General features: G+C 65.9%; 14 protein-coding genes. 9 read left to right on the top strand and 5 right to left on the bottom strand.

Annotation, left to right across the window (positions count from 1 at the left end; all coding sequences use genetic code 11):
• Positions 1 to 61 precede the first annotated feature (61 nt).
• The 7 genes from ACYUME_RS12930 to ACYUME_RS12960 all read left to right on the top strand — a co-directional run bounded on the left by ACYUME_RS12930 (position 62) and on the right by ACYUME_RS12960 (position 10591).
• A complete protein-coding gene (locus ACYUME_RS12930; RefSeq protein WP_460419220.1) occupies positions 62 to 1462 on the top strand; it encodes a hypothetical protein in 1401 nt (466 codons plus the stop codon).
• A gap of 75 nt (positions 1463 to 1537) precedes the next feature.
• Positions 1538 to 2257: a hypothetical protein gene (locus ACYUME_RS12935; protein ID WP_460419221.1), complete on the top strand. Its 720-nt coding sequence runs from the start codon at positions 1538 to 1540 to the stop codon at positions 2255 to 2257.
• On the top strand, positions 2230 to 3582 hold the full coding sequence (locus ACYUME_RS12940) for a hypothetical protein (protein WP_460419223.1): 1353 nt from the start codon (positions 2230 to 2232) through the stop codon (positions 3580 to 3582). Before ACYUME_RS12935 ends, ACYUME_RS12940 begins: the two co-directional genes overlap by 28 nt.
• A 268-nt stretch (positions 3583 to 3850) precedes the next feature.
• A complete protein-coding gene (locus ACYUME_RS12945) occupies positions 3851 to 5503 on the top strand; it encodes a VRR-NUC domain-containing protein (RefSeq protein WP_460419225.1) in 1653 nt (550 codons plus the stop codon).
• On the top strand, positions 5500 to 7755 hold the full coding sequence (locus tag ACYUME_RS12950) for a helicase C-terminal domain-containing protein (protein WP_460419226.1): 2256 nt from the start codon (positions 5500 to 5502) through the stop codon (positions 7753 to 7755). Before ACYUME_RS12945 ends, ACYUME_RS12950 begins: the two co-directional genes overlap by 4 nt.
• 79 nt (positions 7756 to 7834) lie before the next feature.
• Positions 7835 to 9472 (top strand): phosphoglucomutase (alpha-D-glucose-1,6-bisphosphate-dependent), encoded by a 1638-nt coding sequence (gene pgm / locus ACYUME_RS12955; protein ID WP_460419227.1) that lies wholly within the window; start codon positions 7835 to 7837, stop codon positions 9470 to 9472.
• Between the two features lie 231 nt (positions 9473 to 9703).
• Entirely contained in the window at positions 9704 to 10591 is an 888-nt protein-coding gene (locus ACYUME_RS12960; protein WP_460419228.1) for a pirin family protein, read from the top strand.
• Between the two features lie 117 nt (positions 10592 to 10708).
• Here the strand turns inward: ACYUME_RS12960 and ACYUME_RS12965 are convergent, their stop codons facing one another.
• Together ACYUME_RS12965 and ACYUME_RS12970 are read right to left on the bottom strand one after the other, a co-directional pair.
• Positions 10709 to 11125, bottom strand: a complete 417-nt coding sequence (locus tag ACYUME_RS12965) for a RidA family protein (RefSeq protein WP_460419230.1) — start codon at positions 11123 to 11125, stop codon at positions 10709 to 10711.
• Positions 11125 to 12441: a flavin-containing monooxygenase gene (locus ACYUME_RS12970; RefSeq protein ID WP_460419232.1), complete on the bottom strand. Its 1317-nt coding sequence runs from the start codon at positions 12439 to 12441 to the stop codon at positions 11125 to 11127. Before ACYUME_RS12970 ends, ACYUME_RS12965 begins: the two co-directional genes overlap by 1 nt.
• A gap of 348 nt (positions 12442 to 12789) precedes the next feature.
• Here ACYUME_RS12970 and ACYUME_RS12975 point away from each other — a divergent pair, with 348 nt between their 5' ends.
• Complete coding sequence (locus tag ACYUME_RS12975; protein WP_460419234.1) at positions 12790 to 13467, top strand: DUF1028 domain-containing protein; 678 nt, start codon at positions 12790 to 12792, stop codon at positions 13465 to 13467.
• Positions 13460 to 14620, top strand: coding sequence for an acetylornithine deacetylase (gene argE / locus ACYUME_RS12980; RefSeq protein ID WP_460419236.1), 1161 nt, complete (start codon positions 13460 to 13462; stop codon positions 14618 to 14620). The genes ACYUME_RS12975 and argE overlap by 8 nt, the downstream gene beginning before the upstream one ends.
• Before the next feature lie 71 nt (positions 14621 to 14691).
• Here the strand turns inward: argE and ACYUME_RS12985 are convergent, their stop codons facing one another.
• The 3 genes from ACYUME_RS12985 to ACYUME_RS12995 form a co-directional block, all read right to left on the bottom strand.
• A complete protein-coding gene (locus ACYUME_RS12985; RefSeq protein WP_460419237.1) occupies positions 14692 to 16083 on the bottom strand; it encodes an APC family permease in 1392 nt (463 codons plus the stop codon).
• A 256-nt stretch (positions 16084 to 16339) separates the two neighbouring features.
• Positions 16340 to 17584 carry a carbohydrate porin gene (locus ACYUME_RS12990; RefSeq protein ID WP_460419239.1) on the bottom strand — a complete coding sequence of 415 codons (1245 nt, stop codon included), beginning with the start codon at positions 17582 to 17584 and terminating at the stop codon, positions 16340 to 16342.
• Positions 17585 to 17688: 104 nt separating this feature from the next.
• Complete coding sequence (locus tag ACYUME_RS12995) at positions 17689 to 20094, bottom strand: glucose/quinate/shikimate family membrane-bound PQQ-dependent dehydrogenase (protein WP_460419240.1); 2406 nt, start codon at positions 20092 to 20094, stop codon at positions 17689 to 17691.
• Between the last annotated feature and the right edge of the window lie 237 nt (positions 20095 to 20331).

The following is a 20331-nucleotide window of genomic DNA, read 5'->3' on the forward strand; positions in this document are numbered from 1 at the left end:
GTATTCATCTGCGAGAATCTCGCCTTCTACTTTGAAGCCGTCAGGAAGATGGAGCGACCGCATGAGCACTACCCACGATCAAGCCATGCACTATATCTACCAGCAAGTCTTGCAACGCCTGCTCGAACACATGACCCAGGCGCAGCGTGCCTCGGTGCAACTGCTGGTGCAGCGGCTGCTGGTGATCGCCGGTGGTCAGGAATACATCGGTGGGTTCCGGGTGCTGGTGCTGCATGGCGGGGATCAACGCAGCAGCCACTTGCTGGCCTGTCTTCGAGCGGCGCAGCTGAGCATCGCTATTCGTTACGCCGCCACGTTCCGCCTGCGCGTGCTGGTGGCCAGGCTACCGACGCTCGACGATGCGACCCTGGCCATGCATGAGCGCTGCTTCGGCGCCTTGTTCCTGCACGACGACCCGCGGGTGGAGTTGCTGCGGGCCGATGGTGGGCAGGTCGGGCCGTTCGGCGCCCGGCAGGCCGCGACCCCCCGCCAGTTGTCCGATGCGGGCAACGCCTGGCTGCTGTATGGCCACCTGACCGGAGCACGGCCCGACGCCTTGCTGGGTGCCAGGGCCTATCTGGAACTGGCCGCAAGCCTGGCACAGGCGCTCGGTGCGCAAGCGGGCATGGATGCCCTGGTCAGCGCCGTGCCGCTCGTCGAGCGCCACCGCCTGCTTGCCTGGGGGCGCCGCTGTCTGCGTCATACGCTGGAGGTCGCGCACACCATGGCGCCCCACTGCGCCAATACCCTGGCCGAATCGCTGGAGCAACTGGGCCAGGTGCTGGCGGACCCGCTGGGCCCTCCGGTACCGCGTTCCCCCGACCCGACAACGGCCGCGTTGCGGATCGTGACGATGGAAGACCTGCTGCATCTGGAGGAAGGTGATCCTCTCGACCGCATGCTGGGGCGCCAGGACGTGGATCCGTGCCATGGGCTGGGCCCGGCCGGGCTGTTCGATCCGTTGCCGCTGGCGCACCTGCATGGCATGCGCGCACAGTTTCTGGAGCCGAGTAGCTACCGCGAGGGCGCGCAGGCATTTCTCACCCGGCTGGGGCAGCAGATCGCCTGGCCTCAAGGGCAGGCCTTGCGCGACGAGGCTCAGGCCCGCTTTGCCAGCGCCTATGGCGTGACTGAAAAACAGCTGACGTGCCTGCTGTTCACGCCTTTCGAAGCCGCTGGCAGCAATCTCGAGCACTTCGTGTTGCGTTGCCATCCCGGCATGCGCGTTGCGTTGCCGTATCTGCATCGGGCGTTGCGCGGGCAACCCTGTCCGGAGCCGGTCAGCCACTGGCTGGTGGACACCAGTGGCCTGGAGTTGGCGCAGCTGCGGGCGATCTATGCCGACACGCTCAGTGCGCAGACACGGCGCCTGTTTCGTCTTCTGGCTCGGCGCGACCTGTGGTTGCGACCATTGCGCAGCTGTGTCTCTATCGCTGACCGAGACGTACTTGCGCACGTTTGACGCGGCAGGTTGCGCAGACGTGATCAGGCGCGAGTGCCGAGCGTTTATCAATCATGAGCGAGCAAAGGATTTGTCATGAGGAAACAGATACGGGTTCTGAACAACGACTTGACCAACAAGTATGGCTACAGTTTCGAGGTGACAGCGCTGGAGCAGTCGCTAGCGCAGCAATGGCGATCGGGGGCACCGAGCTTCATCAGTCACGATTATCATCGGCCGATAGCCTGGACGACGCCTTTCGCACTCTGGCTGACTCCGGTCGAAACAGCGTTGCTGGGCAAGACCTGGCGCGCGGAATCAAACGAAGACGGGCAAGTGATCGCCACGATGGCCAGGCGGTTTATCGACGAGAAGGTTTTCGCCGAAAAGCACGAGGCGCTGCAGGCATTTCCTGAGGCGGTGCGTCGCCTGGTGTCCGACGCGGGCCGGGTGGTCAACCGTGAATGCCTTTCGGTGGTCGATTCGGGGATCGCGAAAAAGCTGTTGCCACACCTCTTCGTCTCCAGCGACCTGGACAAGCGTTCCCTGGTCGAACTCAAGCATCTCAAGGTCATTGCCCCGGGTGTCTACGAGGTGGATGGCTACGTCTTGTTCGCCCATCGGTTTTTCAGGCGATCGCTGTCGAGCATCAACAACCTGAATCAAAAACTGCTGGGCTCACTGGAGCGATTGGCCAGCAGGGCCGGGCTTGAGGTCAAGATCGCGCTGGACCCGGACAGCATCGGGTTGGCGGGTTCCTATCGCCAACCGATCGAGCTGGATTTCTGGTGGGGCCGCAGTTCAACGAGTCACTGAACGATATTCCCGAAGGGGTCACCCGATACCAGTCCAGTGAACGGGACCGGGCCTACAGCGGGGTGGAGTTCACCGAATTCTGGTGGCATGCGCAGAACGGCATTCAGTCGCTGGAATGCGAAGAGGTCAACGACTTCCCTTCTCTTGGCGTCGGGGAGGAGAAGTTCGGCCTGCGCTACGCCCATTCCATGGTTGGCGCGGATGGTGTGCCGTACCACCTCGATGGCGCTATCCGGCTCTACGACGAAGACGCCTACATCGAGCGATTGGGCGCCGATATCTCCAAGGCTGGAAAGAACAGCGCGTACTACAAACTGTGGCGGATCGATGGTCCGTTGAGCATCGCCGAGTGGAAAAGCCTGATCAGCGACTTTTACAAGGACAATCACCTGATTGGTGAGTATTTCGGCGAGCGTCTCGCGTCGCACCCGACGGAACAGACACCGGATGAAGATTGCTGGCAGCGCTTGGTGCACCCACTGTTGCCCGCGCCTCAAGGCGTGCAGGGCTGTGTCTCCTATCATGAGCTGGTTGGCGAGGCGTCAGGGTCCGCCATTCACATATGTCCCTCCGACTACCTCGGCGCGGGTGGCGAGCTATCGGTCAGGCACATCGAACGAATGGCGGTCGACTACCTGAAGCGTATTCGGCGATCAGCCGCTGAGCCGGTGTCGATCGCCGATGGGTTGGCGGTGCTGGGATTCGAAGATCATAACGTCAACCTGCCGCTGGTCGTGTGCCGGGGGGAGCATGCGGCGGCCCATGTAGCATGCGTCATGACCTGCCTTGCGCAGGCATGCGAGGAACTGGCGCGGTGGCGGATCCAGCTCGTGTCCGCCAGCGTTGGCGTGGAATATGACGACCTGATGATGACGTTTTCCATCATCGGTCATCCTGAAAGCATCGCCGGCTATCTGGCGCGGGAGGTTTTCGCGTTTCCGGCATCGAGCGCGCACTTTGCTGGCTGGATCACCCGGTTGCGCGAGACCATGGGCGACGCTTTCGGTTCGGCGCAAGGCGAGGCTCACTCGCTCGGCTTCATGACTGACCTGGGCGAGCTGAAGGTTGCGCGCAAGCACCTGCCTGCCGAGGAATGGCGCGGCAGCGGCGGCCAGTTCAGCCCGAGGTTCAAAGAGCAAGCGTTGGTGGAGCCGGTGAGCTCAGGGTTGCTCACGGTGGCTCCGGTGTTCGAACTGCACCCGGTCGCATGCGGCAATGGCTGTGGCAATCACTTGCTGTGCGCGTGCCCTCCAGAGCAGGGCATCACTGTCGACGTGACGCCCGTCTCAGCGTTCTGGGCCCGAAGCAGCACAGCAGAGCCTTAGGGCTGTCCGAAAAGTCGCGGGCGGCGACCAGGCAAGGTGAACACGGGGGAGCGTTGCGCGCCTGTTTCACTACAGCATGGTCGCCGTGCTGGTCGTGTTTGTACAACGCCTGGGAGGCTGCGCGACAGCGATCAGCCGATCGCCTGGGCACGCCCAACCTACGCGATAGGCCATTGGTCGAGATCGGTCGCGTTCTGGACGTGAGCGCTTGTTTCCCTTCTTTTCTGTATGTATAACCAGTACTGTCTTTCGCCCCTGACCCGCTACCGTGATCGCCCATTCCGTCGATGACCCTCTTTATTACCTGCACAACTTCCGCCAGGTCCTGAACTGGGTAGAGCAGCGCTACGCCGATCTGCTCGACAAGCAGGAACATGATTTCATCCGCGCCTTCGCCGTGCTGCCGACGCCTGCCCAGGCGCTGCTGGTGCGCATGGTCATGCGCAAGGGCGAGTGGTTTCGCAGCGACAAGCTGGCGTATGCCGAAATCGGCGATACCGAAGTGGCCTTGCGCCCTCTGCTGGCACTTGGCTGGGTGGATGCCGATGCGCCGCTGGCCGTGGAGCTGTTGTGCGAGCTGCTGCGCAAGGATGAGGTGGCGCGCTGTTTCGCCCGGCAGCTGACTCGCCCCAGGGCCGGCAAGGCCGAGCTGCTGGCGCAATTGCAGGCATTGCAGCTGCCCGCCAGGCCTTTGGCCGAATGGTTTGCGGACTTCCCCGCGCAGCTGCTGCACTGGCGCTTGCAGCCATTGTGTGACCGGCTGCGCCTGCTGTTCTTTGGCAATCTCTACCAGGACTGGTCGGATTTCGTCCTGGCCGACCTGGGGCTGCTGCGCTACGAGCAGGTGCCGTTCAGTGACGATTCCCGGGCCTTGCGCCAGCGTGTCGACATCGACCTGGCCATGGCCCTGCACCGGTGTGCCGAACGCCTGGAGCAGGGCGACGCCCCTGCCGAGTTGCTGGCCACGCTGGAGGGTTTCGATAGCGCCAATCCATGGCTAGGGCGGCGGCGCGCGCGGTTGCTATTCAGCCTTGGCCAGCAATGCGAGCGCCAGGGCGACTGGGCGCAGGCCCTGCACATCTATGCCGGTTGCGCGCATCCTGAGGCGCGTATTCGCCAAGTGCGAGTGCTCGAACGTAGCGAGCAGTGGCAGCTGGCCCATGCGTTGGCCAGCGACATGGCGGCAGCGCCGGCCAACGCCTTGGAGTGCCAGGCGCTCGAACGCATGCTGCCGCGCCTGGCGCGCAAGCTCGGGGGGCCGCCGCGCGCGCGTCGGCGGCCGGCGGCGGTGGAGCTGATCGAGCTTGAACTGCCTTGCGAAATGGCTGCCCTTGGCGTGGAGGAGGCAGTGCGCATGCATCTGGAGCAGTCGGGTGGGGTGGTGCGGTACGTCGAGAACACCTTGTTCAACAGTCTGTTCGGCCTGCTGTGCTGGGAAGCGATCTTCGCGCCGGTGCCGGGGGCGTTCTTCCACCCGTTCCAGGCCGGCCCACAGGACCTGCACGACAGCGACTTCCAACAACGCCGCGCCGCGCTGTTCGGCCGCTGCCTTGGGCGGCTCGACGATGGCAGCTACCGCCAGGCCATCCGTGAGTGCTACCTGGCCAAGCAGGGGCTGCAGTCGCCGTTCGTGTTCTGGTCGATGCTCGACGGGCCGTTGCTCGATCTGGCGCTGGAGCATGTGCCAGGCGAGCACCTCAAGGCCTGTTTCGCGCGGCTGCTGCAGGATATTCGCGCCAATCGCGCCGGCATGCCCGACCTGATCCAGTTCTGGCCGGGGCAGGGAGGCTATCGCATGGTCGAGGTCAAGGGGCCGGGCGATCGGCTGCAGGACAATCAGCTGCGCTGGCTGGAGTTCTGCCAGCAACACGGCCTGCCGGTCGTCGTCTGCCATGTGCGCTGGAAGGCGACCCAGGCATGAACTACAGCGTCGCCGTGCGCGCCTTGTGCGAGTTCAGTGCCAAGTCAGGCGACCTGGACCTGCGCTTTACCCCGTCGCCCACTGCCCAGGAAGGCATCGCCGGCCATCGGCGGATCGTGGCCCGGCGCGCCGCCGGCTACGAGGTCGAGGTGGCGCTGGAGGGCGAGTATCGAGGCTTGCGCGTGCGCGGCCGCGCCGATGGCTACGACCCGGTGGGCAATCGCCTGGAAGAGATCAAGACCCACCGCGGCGACCTGGCCCGCCAACCGGACAACCATCGGCAACTGCACTGGGCCCAGGCCAAGGTCTACGCCTGGTTGCTGTGCCAGGCGCGGCAACTGCAGGAAATCGACGTGGCGCTGGTCTACCTGGACGTGGACAGCGATGACCAGACGGTCCTTTGCGAGCGCCACCACGCCCACGACCTGCAGCTGTTCTTCGAAGCACAGTGCCAGCGTTTCCTGGCCTGGGCCCAGGCCCAGCAACAGCGCCTGGCCGAGCGTGACCAGGGCTTGCAGAGGCTGGCCTTCCCCTGGCCGGCCTGGCGCCAGGGCCAGCGCCAGCTGGCCGAGACCGTGTACAAGGCCGTAGGCACCGGTCGCTGCCTGATGGCCCAGGCCAGCACGGGCATCGGCAAGACGCTCGGCACCTTGTTTCCGTTGCTCAAGGCCGTGGTGCCGCAAGGCTTGGACAAGCTGTATTTCCTCACCGCCAAGACCCCTGGCCGGGCGCTGGCGCTCGATGCCCTGCGTCAGCTCACCCAGGACGGTTCGCAGTCGGCGCTGCGGGGCCTGGAGCTGATCGCCCGGGACAAGGCCTGCGAGTTTGCGCAAAACGCCTGTCATGGTGATTCCTGTGTGCTGGCAAAGGGTTTTTACGACCGCCTGCCTGCCGCCCGCGAGGCCGCCGCGAAGGTGCCGCTGCTCGATCGCGCAGCCGTGCGCGAGGTGGCCTTGGCGCACCAGGTTTGTCCGTATTACCTGGCGCAGGAGATGGCGCGCTGGGTCGACCTGGTGGTGGCCGACTACAACTACTATTTCGATGGACATGCCTTGCTGTTCGGCTTGGCCCAGGCCAACCAGTGGCGCACGGCGGTACTGGTGGACGAGGCCCACAACCTGCTGGAGCGCGGGCGGCAGATGTACAGCGCGAGCCTGGACCAGGGGCAACTGCTGGCACTGCGCCAGAGCAAGCCGGTCGGCCTTGGCAGCGCCCTGGACCGCCTGAACCGCCAGTGGAATGCGCTGTACAAGGCGCAAGTGGCGCCGTACCAGGCCAGCGAGCGGCTGCCGGATGCCTTTTTGCGGGCCTTGCAGCAGTGCGTCGGCCTGATCCAGGAGCGGATGAACCAGTCACCCGCCGAGGTCGAGCCCAAGGTGCAGGAGTTCTTCTACCAGGCGTTGCAGTTCAGCCGGATCGCCGAACTGTTCGATGAGCACTTCCTGTTCGACATCAGCCTGCGCAATGGCCCGCGAGGACGGCGCCTGGCCACCCTGAGCCTGCGCAATGTGATCCCTGCGCGGCTGCTGGGGCCGAGGATGAGCGCGGCGCGCAGCGTCACGCTGTTTTCCGCCACGCTCAACCCGCGACATTTCTATGTCGACCTGCTGGGGCTGCCCGTGGACGTCGCCTGGCTGGACGTCGCCGCGCCGTTCAAGGCCGAGCAACTGGAAGTGCGCATTGTCAGCGAGGTCTCGACGCGCTACCAACAGCGCCAGGCCTCGGTGGCGCCGATCGTCGCGCTGATCGCCGCGCAGTATGCCCGCCAGCCGGGCAACTACCTGGCCTTCTTCAGCAGTTTCGAATACCTCGAGCAGGTGGCGCGGCTGCTGGCCGAGCGCCATCCGTCGCTGCCCCAGTGGCGTCAGGCGCCGGGCATGGACGAGCAGGGCCGCGAGGCGTTCCTGGCGCGCTTCGAGGCCGATGGGCGCGGGATCGGCTTCGCCGTGCTGGGCGGTGCCTTCGCCGAAGGGGTGGACCTGCCGGGCACGCGGCTGATAGGTGCTTTCGTCGCCACCCTCGGCCTGCCGCAGGTCAACCCGGTCAACGAGCAGTTCAAGCAGCGCCTGGGGCGGCAGTTCGGTGCCGGCTTTGACTATGCCTACCTGTATCCCGGCGTGCGCAAGGTGATCCAGGCCGCCGGCCGGGTGATTCGAGGCGACGACGACCGTGGCGTGCTGGTGCTGATCGACGAGCGATTTGCCCAGGCACGGGTGCGGCAGATGTTTCCCGCCTGGTGGCGGTCGGCGTGAACGCTGCCATCGCCTGGCGTTGAAACTCCCAGTACACTGCGCGTTCCAACACCCACATTCGTTGATTTCGAGGTTCCGCATGACGCTCAGTCCTTTGGCAGGCAAGCCGGCTCCGGCCAGTGTGCTGGTCGATATCCCCCGCCTGCTGACCGCCTACTACACCGGCCGCCCCGACGCCGCCGTGGCGGCCCAGCGCGTGGCCTTCGGCACCTCGGGCCACCGCGGCACTTCGTTCGAGCTGAGCTTCAACGAACACCACGTGCTGGCGATCACCCAGGCCATCTGCCTGTACCGCCAGGAGAAGGGCATCGACGGGCCGCTGTTCATCGGCGCCGACACCCACGCGCTGTCGGCCCCGGCCGCGGCCAGCGCGCTGGAGGTGCTGGCGGCCAATGGCGTGCAGGTCATGCTGTCCAAGGATGACGAGTACACCCCGACCCCGGCGGTGTCCCATGCCATCCTCTGCTACAACCGTGGTCGCCAGCAGGGCCTGGCCGACGGCATCGTCATCACTCCGTCGCACAACCCGCCGCAGAGCGGCGGTTTCAAGTACAACCCGCCCAACGGTGGCCCGGCCGACAGCGACGTGACCAAGTGGATCGAGGCCAAGGCCAACGAGCTGCTGGCGGCGAACCTGGCCGGCGTCAAGCGCATGGACTACAAGCAGGCGCTGGCGGCACCGACCACCCAGCGTCACGACTACGTCAGCAGCTACGTCGCCGACCTGGAAAACGTCATCGACTTCGAGGTGATCCGCGGCGCCAACCTGCGCCTGGGCGTCGACCCGCTGGGCGGCGCCGGGGTGCGCTACTGGTCGGCCATCGCCGAGCGCTACCAGCTGAACCTGGAAGTAGTGAACACCGAGGTCGACCCGACTTTCCGCTTCATGACCGTCGACTGGGACGGCCAGATTCGTATGGACCCATCCTCGCCGCATGCCATGCAGGGCCTGATCGGCCTGCGCGAGCGCTTCGACGTGGCCTTCGCCTGTGACCCTGACCATGATCGCCACGGCATCGTCACCGCCGACGGCCTGCTGCAGCCGAACAACTACCTGGCTGTGGCCATCGACTACCTGTTCCGCAATCGCCCGCAGTGGCGCAAGGACGCGGCCGTGGGCAAGACCGTGGTCTCCAGCGGCCTGATCGATCGGGTCACCGCCGATCTGGGCCGCGAGCTGTACGAAGTGCCGGTGGGCTTCAAGTTCTTCGCCCAGGGCCTGTTCGACGGCTCGTTGGGCTTCGGTGGCGAAGAGAGTGCCGGCGCTTCGTTCCTGCGCAAGGACGGCTCGGTCTGGGCCACCGACAAGGACGGCCTGATCCCGGCGCTGCTGGCGGCGGAGATGACCGCTCGAACCGGGCGCAACCCGAGTCAGATCTATGCCGACCTGACCGCGAAACTGGGCAAGCCCTACGCCACCCGTGTCGAGGCCAAGGCCGACGCGCGGCAGAAGGCGCTGCTGAGCAAGCTGGCACCGGAGCAGGTCAAGTCCACCGAACTGGCCGGCGAGCCGATCCAGCAGATTCTCAGCCATGCTCCGGGCAACAACCAAGCCATCGGTGGCCTGAAGGTGATGACCGAGAATGGCTGGTTCGCCGCCCGTCCTTCGGGCACCGAGGATATCTACAAGATCTACGCCGAGAGCTTCATCGACGAGGCGCACCTGGCGCGCCTGGTGGCCGAAGCCCAGGTGCTGGTGGACGCGGCGATCGCCTGATCGTTCGAATTACCGCGTGTCATCAGGTCGATGCGGTCCCTGTGGGAGCGGCTTCAGCCGCGAACACCGGCAGAGCCGGTGCCAGGCACCGCGTCGCCTGATTCGCGGCTAAAGCCGCTCCCACAGGGTCGTATGGCTGTTCCATCAGTGGGACGATCCATGTCATTTCCTCCATCTACCGCTTAATTAGCCTCCTCGGTAAGGTTATACCTATCCAAGAGGAGGCTTCTCATGAAAAAGATCCAGGGTATCCACCGCAGCCCTCACGCCCACTGGGTGGGCGACGGCTTCCCGGTGCGCAGCCTGTTCACTTACGATCACCTGGCCCGGCACATCAGTCCGTTCCTGCTGCTGGACTACGCCGGCCCCCACGACTTCACCCCAACCACGGCCCGTCGCGGCGTCGGCCAGCATCCGCATCGCGGCTTCGAGACGGTGACCATCGTCTACCAGGGCGAACTGGAGCACCGCGACTCGACCGGTGCCGGTGGCCTGATCGGTCCGGGCGACGTGCAGTGGATGACTGCCGCAGGCGGCATCATCCATGAAGAGTTCCATTCGCCAGCCTTTGCCAGCAGTGGCGGCACGCTGGAAATGGTTCAGTTGTGGGTCAACCTGCCGGCCAGGGACAAGCGTGCCGCTGCCGGCTACCAGACGCTGCTGGCCAGCGACATTCCGCGGGTGACGCTGGAAGGCGAGGCGGGCAGCCTGCGAGTGATCGCCGGGCGCTACCTGGATCACCAGGGGCCGGCGCGCACCTTCACCGACATGGACGTATGGGACCTGCGCCTGAATGCTGGCGCCACCCTGCAACTGCCGGTGGCCGCCGGGCGCAATGCCGCGCTGGTGGTGTTGCGTGGTACCTTGCGCGTCAACGACGAGCGTGAGGCGGGGCCGGCCAGCCTAGTGCTGCTGGAGCGCGACGGTGCCGATGTGCGCATCGAGGCGCTGGAGGCGGTCAGTGTGCTGCTGCTCAGCGGCGAGCCGATCGACGAGCCTATCGTTGGCTACGGGCCGTTCGTGATGAACAGCCAGGCGGAGATCGCCGAGTCGTTCGATGATTTCCAGGCCGGACGGTTTGGCCAGATGGGCGGCGTCGAGCGCGGCGCTCGGCACTGACTGCCTGTTTCAAGGAGAGGGTATCTGTGGGAGCGGGTTTACCCGCGAATGCGTCGGTGAAGTCACCGCAGCATTCGCGGGTAAACCCGCTCCCACAGGCGTTCAGGGCCCTGGCGGTCAGACCTCTTCCGGGACTACCGCGATCACATCGATCTCCATCAGCCACTCGGCCTGGGCCAACCCTGCCACCACCAGCCCGGTGGAAATCGGGAACACCCCCTTGAGCCACTTGCCCACTTCCTTGTAGACCGGCTCGCGAAAGCGCGGGTCGGTGATGTAGGTGGTGGTCTTGACGATGTGCGACAGGTCCGAGCCCGCTTCTTCGAGCAGCTGCTTGACGTTCTTCATCGCCTGCTCGGCCTGGGCCTGAGGATCGCCCAGGCCCACCAGCCGGCCCTCGAAGTCGGTGCCGACCTGGCCGCGCACGTAGATGGTGTTACCTGCCCGCACGGCCTGGCACAGGTCGTTGTCCAGGGTTTGGTTGGGATAGGTTTGCTTGGTGTTGAACATGCGGATGCGAGTGTGGGTAGGCATCAATGGGCTCCGAAGGTGCTGACGTTGCTGATCGAGGTGTCCTGCTCATCCGTGGCGCGTTGCTCGCGGTCGCGGTAGGCCAGGTAGGTGCGTTGGGTGGCGATGTGCCCGGCGACATGCTTGGCGTCGTGCCACACGCCCCAGATGAACGACGAGCCGCGGCGCGACAGCCAGGGCAGGCCGAGGAAGTACACACCGGGTTCTTTCGACACGCCGCGTTGGTGCTGGGGCTTGCCGTTGGCGTCGAAGGCGTCCACCTGCAGCCAGCTGAAATCCACGCCGTAGCCGGTGGCCCAGATGATGCTGCGCACGTTGGCCTTGGCCAGGTCCAGTTGCTGCAGCGGCTGGCTGACACAGTCCGGATCGGGCAGGCGCTTGCGGGCCTCGGGCTCCTCCGGCAGGTCCAGGCCGTTGCGCTCGACATAGGCATCGGCGGCATCCAGCAGTGCCAGGTAGTTCTCGTCGCCGCGGTTGATGTTCTCGGCCAGGTTGTCCTGGAAGCGCGCCACGCCGCCTTCGAACGATTGGGTCAGGCCGACCAGGGTCATGCCCTGATGGGCGAGGGCACGGAAGTCCACGGTGTGGCCGCCACGGGCGCCGGACACGGCGATGGTCACGTGCTCGCGGCCTGGCTTGGCGATTTCGGCGTCCCATTCGCCGAGCACGCCGAGCCACCAGCAGAAGTCGCGGTTGCGGTAGCTGCGCGGTGGGCGGTCATGGGCGCCCACCGACAGATAGACCTGGCGTCCGGCGCGTATCAGCTCCTCGGCGATCTGCACGCCGGACGAACCGGCGCCCACCACCAGCACCGCGCCTTCAGGCAACTGCTCGGGGTTGTAGTAGGCGGCGGAGTGGATCTGGTGCAGGCCCTCGTCCTTCGGCGCGATGGCCGGGATCACCGGACGCTGGAACGGGCCGGTGGCGGCTACCACGCGGTTGGCGCGGATCACGCCCTGGTTGGTGTCGATGGTGAAGCCTGGGCGGTCGGCGTTGCGCACCACCTTTCTCACTTCTACGCCGGTGCGCACCGGCAGGTTGTACTTGCGCACGTACTGCTCGAAGTAGTCGGCGACCTGGTCCTTGCCGGCGAAGGCGTCGGCGTCGAGGTCGAATTCCAGCCCCGGGAAGCGGTCATGCCAGACCGGGCCGTTGGCCACCAGCGAATCCCAGCGGCCCGTGCGCCAGGCCTCGGCGATGCGGTTGCGCTCCAGTACCAGGTGCGGCACCCCGAGCTTGCTCAGGTGTTCGCTCATGGCCACGCCGGCCTGGCCGGCGCCGACCACGAGGGTGTCGATTTCGATGTTGTTCAGTGTCATGTCCCAGCCCTTCTTCAGCGGCGTTCTTGTTCAGGTCGGTGGGGACCGCCTTTGCCTGGGGCCAGACTAGGTATGAGTGGGAAATCGCGAAAATAGTATTTAGCTGGGGGTTGCCGATAAATTGGCGAAGGCTTTGCTGGCAATGGGCTGCAGCGGTTTCTCAGGGTTGTCCAGGACCCTGTAGGAGCGGCCTTGCCGAGGCGTCGGACCGGTCGGCAAGGCCGCTCCTACACAGGATGCATTCGCAGGCGCCTTAGTTTTTTCCTGCCCAGTACCGAGGAAAATGTTGGTTTCGCAGCTTTCGGGGCCCACCGAGAATGCCGGTAACCTCAACACAGGAGCTGCACCATGACCTTCTCCATCATCGGCCGCTGCCAGGAAACCGGCCAGGTCGGCATCGCCATCAGTTCATCGAGCATCGCCGTCGGCGCCCGCTGCCCATGGGTGCGGGCCGGGGTCGGGGCGGTGTCGACCCAGAACATTACCCTGCCGGCCCTCGGGCCGCAGATCCTCGATGCCCTCGAGCAGGGCCAGCTGCCACCCGCCGCGGCATTGGACCGGGTGCTGAGCGCCAATGGCTGGAGCGAGTATCGTCAGGTCACGGTGATCGACAGCCATGGCCAGGTCGCGCTGTTCACCGGCAAGGAGGCCCTGGGCGTGCACAATGCCGTGGCGGGCGATCAATGCGCGGCGGCCGGCAACCTGCTGTCGTCGCGGGCGGTGATCGAGGCCATGGTGGTGGCGTTCGAACAGGCCGGCGGCCACCTGGCCGATCGTCTGCTGGCGGCGATGCACGCGGCCATGGCGGCCGGTGGCGAGGCGGGGCCGGTGCACTCGGCGGCGTTGAAGATCGCCGGCGAACTGACCTGGCCGCTGGTGGACCTGCGCGTGGACTGGGCCGAGCAGGATCCCATCGGCGAGCTGGACCGCCTCTGGCAAGCCTACCGCCCGCAGATGCAGGACTATGTCACCCGTGCCCTGAACCCGACCGCCGCCCCGAGCTATGGAGTGCCGGGTGATGAATGAGGTTTCCAGCCGTGCGCTGCTGGAGCGGTTGGTCGGGTTCGCCACGGTCAGCCGCGACTCCAACCTTGATCTGATCGCCTTCATCCGCGACTACCTGGCCGGTCTTGGTGTCGCCAGCGAGCTGTTCCACAACGAAGCAGGCACCAAGGCCAACCTGTTCGCCACCATAGGGCCAACCGATCGTGGTGGTGTGGTGCTCTCCGGGCACACCGACGTGGTGCCGGTGGACGGCCAGGCCTGGACCGTCGAGCCGTTTTGCCTGACCGAGCGCGATGGTCGGCTGTATGGCCGTGGCACTGCCGACATGAAGGGCTTCATCGCCTCGGTGCTGGCGGCGGTGCCGGCGTTCCTTGCCCAGCCGCTGAAGATGCCGGTGCACCTGGCATTCTCCTATGACGAGGAAGTCGGCTGCCTGGGCGTGCGCTCCATGCTAGCCGCCCTGGCACAGCGTGCGCACAAGCCGCGCCTGTGCCTGATCGGCGAGCCCACCGAGCTCAAGCCGGTGCTCGGCCACAAGGGCAAGCTGGCCATGCGCTGCCAGGTGCAGGGCGCCGCCTGCCATTCGGCCTATGCACCCTATGGGGTCAATGCCATCGAGTACGCGGCGCGGCTGATCGGCAAGCTGGGCGAGATCGGTGACGACCTGGCGCGCCCTGAACACCATGACGAACGCTTCGATCCGCCGTTCTCCACGGTGCAGACCGGTGTGATCAAGGGTGGCCGGGCGCTGAACATCGTCCCGGAGGAATGCGAGTTCGACTTCGAAGTGCGCGCCTTGCCCGGCTTCGCGGCCCAGGCCGTGGCCGACCGCTTGCAGACCTATGCCGAGGCCGAGCTGCTGCCGCGCATGCGTGCCGTCAGTGCCGCCAGCGACATTCGCCTGCGCGCCTTGAGCGCCTACCCGGGCCTGGCCACGCCAGCCGAGAGCGAGGCCGCACAGCTGGTGGCGTTGCTCAGCGGTTCGCGCGATTTCGGTACCGTGGCCTTCGGTACCGAGGGTGGCCTGTTCGACCAGGCGGGTATCCCCACGGTGGTCTGCGGGCCGGGGAGCATGGACCAGGGGCACAAGCCCGACGAGTTCGTCAGTATCGAGCAGTTGCAGGGATGCGATGCGATGTTGCGGCGGTTGGTGGATCACCTGAAGCAGGCATGACAATCGCGGTGCCAGCCCGCTCCCACAGGCTTTGCAGCTACCTGTGGGAGCGGGCTGGCCCCGCGATGGGGTTACAACGGCTCAGGCCTGAACAATGGTTTCTTCATCACCCCCTTGATCCACACGACGGCAATCAGCGACACCACCGCCAGCACCACCCCCGCCGTACCAAAGACCTTCAGGTTCATCTCCGGGCTGGGCGAGGCATGCCAGATCGCGTACAGCATCCCAGCGATGCCGAACAGCTGCGGCAGTGGGTAGAACGGCGTACGGAATGGCCGCTTCAGATGCGGATAGCGATGGCGCAAGGCGATCACGTCCAGGTGCACGATGATGTACGCCAGCAGCCAGGCCAGCGCGGCGGCCAGCAGCAGCAGGTTGATTGCCGCGCCATCCTGGCCCATCAGCAGGATCGGCAGGCCGGTGATCGCCGCGACGAACAGCACCGCCACCCACGGCGTGCGGGCGCGCGGGCTGAGCTGCTTGAACTGGGGGAACGCCTGGCCGTTGCAGGCCATGCCGTAGAGCATGCGCGGAATGGCCGCCAGCGAGGTGTTGAGGGTGCTGCAGGTGGCGGTGACCGCGGCGATCACCAGGAACACCTCGCCGGTCTTGCCGAACACCGTGGTGGCGAACAGGTAGTGGGGCAGGGCGTCGCTGCTCAGGGCTTCGCGGGGCACCAGGAACAGCGCGCCCAAGCCGTACAGGCCGATGGTGGCGAAGATCACCGTCAGGCCGATGATCATCGAGCGCGGGATGTTGCGTTCGGGCTTGCGGGTCTCCTCCACCAGCGAGCAGACGAACTCGGCGCCGACGAAGCCCCACACGGCCATGGCGGTCAGGGCCAGCACCCCGGTGCCCATGGGGTTCCAGTCGCCCTGCAGCAGGGTGGTGGTGACCCCTTCGGCATGCCCTTCGCTGATCGCGGCCACGCCGAGGATCAGCAGCACGATCACCATGACCACGGCCATGGCGCTCTGCAGCTTGGCGAAGATGTCGATGCCCATCAGGTTGAGCGCGGTGAACAGGGCGAGCACGCCAAAGGCTACCGAGTACTGCGGGAACACCCCGGGGTAGACCTTGGCGACGATCAGGTCGAGCAACAGCAGCTCGGCCGACAAGGCGAACATGGCTACCACCACGTAGCCGGAGAAGGTCGCCAGGATCGCCGGGAAATGCCCCAGCGCCACTTCGGTATAGCTCGACAGGCTGCCGGCGCGTGGTATCAGCAAGGCCAGCTCGGAAAACGAAAATGCGTAGCTCAGGGCCAGCAGGTAGGCCAATCCCAGGGGTACGATGAAGCCCAGGCCGGCGGCGCCGACCCCTTGCAGCATCATCACCATCACCCCTTGCGAAACCACCAGGCCCACGGCCACCGCCAGCAGCGATCCCAGCCCCAGGACCCGGCGAAAGCCGGCTTGATCGTGCTGCACGCTGGCAGGCACGGATGCACTTGCACTCATGACAGTTCCCCGCTCTTTGTTGTTTTAGTTGCGCCAGATACTGGGGCAGGGGGTAGGGCGGGGAAATTAGTAAATATGTGGTTGCTGGGCAGGAAAAAACTATGCGAGTCAACGCAGACTTGTAGGAGCGGCCTTGCGTCGCGAAAGGGCTGCGCAGCAGCCCCGGCGATTGATACGTCAACGCTGAAATCCTGGGGCCGCTGCGCGGCCCTTTCGCGACGCAAGGCCGCTCCTACAGGTCAAGCCAGGCTTGTATTCAGAACGTCGCCTTGACCTGCAAGCCGAACACCAGCGCGTTGTCGATGTCCTTCCCGGAAAACGCTCCCGGCTCGATGATGTACTGCACATCCGGCCGCAAGTTCAGCCACGCGGTGGCCTGGTAGCCATAGCTCAGCTCGACCAGCTGCTCGGCGCTGTCGAGGTTCGGGAAGGGCTGCCCGGCATCGACGGCCGCATCTTCCAGCACAGCGCGGCTACGCGGGTTCGGTACCGCGCGGCCATACCCCAGCGCAACGGTATCCCGTGGCCGGCTGGCGAACGGCTTGTACAGTACCACCCCCGCGCCATACCACCTGGTGAATGGTGAGGCGGCCTTGCTCGACGCCGAGTACTGGCCGAAGGCATGCAGGCTGCGCCCGGGCGATGCCGGGTCGTTCCACACGGCCTGGTCGACCAGCAGGTAATGCCCGCCGCGACCGGCAACTTCCTCGCTGCTGCCGATGCGCTTCACGTTCGAGCTGTCGTAGTAGTAACCGAGCTTGTACTCGCCCGGCAGCTCGCCGCGCCGCTTGTACACCAGCTCAACCGGGACCACGGTGCCGGTGGTGTGCTTGGGCCCCAGATGCCAGGCGCGGCTGGCGTTGCCGTTGCTCTCGGGATCGACGTTGAACGCCGCCACCCGCAGTTGCCAGTCGGGGGCCAGGTCGTACTTCACCCGCGCGCCGAGATGGGCGTTGGGGTAGTTGCTCCAGCCGCTGCCGCCGGACATGTTCAACGGATGGCCGCAGAAACCGGCGTTCATGAAGTTGCACAGGATGCCGCTGTCCAACCCGCCGAGGTCGTTGCCCATGGCCATGTAGCCGAGCTTGAGATTCAGCGCGGGCGACAGGTTGCGCTCGTAGCTGAGCTCGGTCAGGCGGGTGTAGAGACCGCCATAGTTTTCCTGGATCGGCAGGCGGTTGCCTACCAGGTCCTCCGAGGCGCTGTTGCCGCGCCGATCGTTGATGGTCAGCTGGACCTTGCCACCGTTGTCCAGGCCGTACAGCTTCGACAGGTCGAACTGCACGCCCAGCTTGAGATTCTGCGAGTAGCGGGCCGAGCGGTGCAGGCCGCCATGGGCGTTGTAGGCGGTCTCGCCGCTGTAGTCGCCGGTGAAGGTGATGCCGTCTGCCTCGAGCTGTTGGCGCAGGCCGCCCCAGTCGCCGGTCAGGGTGTTGTCGGCGAGGGTAACGGTGCTTGTGAGCGTCAGAAGGAGTGGAGTGAAGCGAAAAGCGCGGGGCATTGCGGTATCTCGGGTTGTCTGTAAGGGCCCTTTCGCGGGCAAGCCCGCTCCCACAGGATGTTCTCCTGTGGGAGCGGGTTTACCCGCGAAGAGGGCGACGCGGTTCAGGGCAGGGCGTACGCCATCACGTAGTCGCCACGGTCGGTCGACTGGCGCGCGCCGCCGGCGGTGATTACCACATACTGCTTGCCGGTCTTCGGCGACACATAGGTCATTGGGCCGCCCTGGCTGCCGACCGGCAGGCGGGCCTTCCAGATCTCGTTGCCGTTGCCGCTGTCGTAGGCGCGCAGGTAGAAGTCCTGGGTACCGGCGATGAACACCAGGCCGCCCTGGGTGGACAGCGTGCCGCCGAGGGTCGGCAGGCCGATCTTGATCGGCAGGTGCATGCGGATGCCCAGGGGACCTGTGTCCTCGACGGTGCCGACCGGCACCTGCCAGGCGACCTGCCGGGTCTTCATGTCGATGGCGGTGAGGGTGCCGAATGGCGGTGCCTGGCAGGGGATGCCGGCCACCGACAGGAAGCGGTTCTTGTTCACCGCGTACGGCGTGCCCTTGAGCGGTACCGCGCCCATGCCGGTGTTCAGCGCCTCGCCGCCGCCCGCCGCCGCGCCCTTGTTCTGCGACGGGATCATCTGGATCCACAGGCCCAGGCGCATGTCGTTGACGAAGATGAAGCCATGCACCGGGTCGGTGGAAATGCTGCCCCAGTTCATGCCGCCCAGCGAGCCCGGGAAGCTCAGCGACAGGTCGCTGCCGGGCGCGGTGTAGAGGCCGTCGTAGCGCATCTTCTTGAAGTCGATGCGGCACAGCAGCTGGTCGTACGGGGTGGCGCCCCACATGTCCGACTCGGTCAGGGTCTGCGCGCCGATCTGCGGCATGCCTACCGACTTTGGCTGGGTCGGCGAGTACGGCTCGTTGGGGATGTTGCCCGGTTTGACCGGTACTTCATCGACCTGGGTCAGCGGCTTGCCGGTGGCGCGGTCGAGCACGTAGAGCTGCCCGGCCTTGGTGCCGATCACCAGCGCGGGCACGCTGTTGCCGTCATCCTTGGTGAAGTCGATCAGGCTCGGCTGCATCGGCAGGTCGAAGTCCCAGAGGTCGTTGTGCACGGTCTGGTACACCCACTTTTCGTTGCCGGTGGTGGCGTCCAGGGCCAGCACCGAGGCGCCGTAGGTGTGATCCAGCTCGCTGCGTTCGACGCCGTAGATGTCGGTGGACGAGGAGCCCATTGGCAGGAACAGGGCGTTCATCGCCGGGTCGTACGACATCGGCGCCCAGCTGTTGGGCGTGCTGCGCACGTACGTCTGGTCGCCTTGCGGGGCGCCGCGCTCGTCCGGGTTGCCCGGGTCGAAGGCCCAGCGCTGGGCGCCGGTGATCACATCGAAGCCACGGATCACGCCGCCGGGCATGTCGGTCTGCACGTTGTCGGCGACGCGGCCGCCGACCACCACGGTGGTGCCGGCCATCAGCGGTGCGGAGGACAGCTGGTAGTACGAGTCCGGCACGTTGCCCAGGCCGGCCTTGAGGTCGACCTGGCCGTTGTCGCCGAAGCCTTCGCAGAACGCGCCGGTGTCGGCATCGACCGCGATCAGGCGGGCGTCGATGGTGTTGGTCAGCAGGCGGCGCTGGCAGTTGGCGCCGGCCGGCACGCTGGCCATGGTGATCGGCGAGCTGTTCGGCTGGGTCGGCTGGGCGATCGGCGCGCTGGCGTCGAAATAGGCCAGGCCACGGCAGCGCTGCCAGACCTTGGACTGCGCGTTGATGGCGTTCTTCCACAGTTCCTTGCCGGTGTCGGCGTCGAGGGCGATCAGGTTGTTGTGCGGGGTGCAGATGAACACCTTGTCACCCACCTGCAGCGGGGTGAGCTGGTCTTCGGCACCGTTGCCGTCACTGATGGCGACGTCGCCGGTGTGGTAGGTCCAGGCCACCTTGAGCTGGTCGACGTTGCCTCGGTTGATCTGGTCCAGCGCGGCGAAGCGGCTGCCGCCCTCGCTGTTGCCGTAGTGGGCCCAGTCCTTCTGTTGCTGGCCGGGCTCGACTGGCGTCAGCCCCGGGCCATTGCCGGTGGGCGCGACGCTGGGATGGGCGACGAACATGTTGCCGACGGCGATCGCCAGCGCCACGGCCAGCAGGCCGGCGACGCCATAGGCGCCATGCGCAGGGCGCCGGACCAGTTGCGGATAGACCAGCGCCACCACCAGGCCGATGGCGGCGAACATGAACAGTCGAGAGAACAGCGGCCAGAACACCAGCCCGGCGTCGGCCACGGCCCAGACGGCGGTGCCGGTGAGAAACATTGCGTACAGCCAGGCACCGGCCGGCTTGCGGCGGGCGATGAGCACACCGGCGATGGCCATGGCCAGGCCGCCGAGCAGGAAGTACCAGGAACCGCCCAGGCCGGCCAGCTTGACGCCGCCGGCGGCGAGGAGCAAGCCGAGCAGGGCGATGACGACGCCCAGGCCGACCAGGATGAAGGTTGAGGCGCCAGTGGCGCGGGGTGAGTCTTTCATGCCAGGGATCTCGCAGGTGGAATGCGAGAAGTTTAAGCCCTTAGCAAGCTAATTAACAAGTTAGTACATTTTGCATCGAGCAAAATTCTGTAGGCTGCACGCCCCCCGTGTAGGAGCGGCCTTGCGTCGCGAAAGGGCCGCGTAGCGGCCCCGGCGATATTTGCGTTAACGCTGAAACCCTGGGGCCGCTGCGCGGCCCTTTCGCGACGCAAGGCCGCTCCTACACGGAAGGCGCCA

The organism is Pseudomonas sp. microsymbiont 2, assembly GCF_054788395.1.

Coding starts and splice junctions, on each gene's coding strand:
- ACYUME_RS12930 (WP_460419220.1), top strand. CDS start 62: ATGAGCACTACCCACGATCAAGCCATGCACTATATCTACCAGCAAGTC.
- ACYUME_RS12935 (WP_460419221.1), top strand. CDS start 1,538: ATGAGGAAACAGATACGGGTTCTGAACAACGACTTGACCAACAAGTAT.
- ACYUME_RS12950 (WP_460419226.1), top strand. CDS start 5,500: ATGAACTACAGCGTCGCCGTGCGCGCCTTGTGCGAGTTCAGTGCCAAG.
- pgm (WP_460419227.1), top strand. CDS start 7,835: ATGACGCTCAGTCCTTTGGCAGGCAAGCCGGCTCCGGCCAGTGTGCTG.
- ACYUME_RS12960 (WP_460419228.1), top strand. CDS start 9,704: ATGAAAAAGATCCAGGGTATCCACCGCAGCCCTCACGCCCACTGGGTG.
- ACYUME_RS12965 (WP_460419230.1), bottom strand. CDS start 11,125: ATGCCTACCCACACTCGCATCCGCATGTTCAACACCAAGCAAACCTAT.
- ACYUME_RS12970 (WP_460419232.1), bottom strand. CDS start 12,441: ATGACACTGAACAACATCGAAATCGACACCCTCGTGGTCGGCGCCGGC.
- ACYUME_RS12975 (WP_460419234.1), top strand. CDS start 12,790: ATGACCTTCTCCATCATCGGCCGCTGCCAGGAAACCGGCCAGGTCGGC.
- argE (WP_460419236.1), top strand. CDS start 13,460: ATGAATGAGGTTTCCAGCCGTGCGCTGCTGGAGCGGTTGGTCGGGTTC.
- ACYUME_RS12985 (WP_460419237.1), bottom strand. CDS start 16,083: ATGAGTGCAAGTGCATCCGTGCCTGCCAGCGTGCAGCACGATCAAGCC.
- ACYUME_RS12990 (WP_460419239.1), bottom strand. CDS start 17,584: ATGCCCCGCGCTTTTCGCTTCACTCCACTCCTTCTGACGCTCACAAGC.
- ACYUME_RS12995 (WP_460419240.1), bottom strand. CDS start 20,094: ATGAAAGACTCACCCCGCGCCACTGGCGCCTCAACCTTCATCCTGGTC.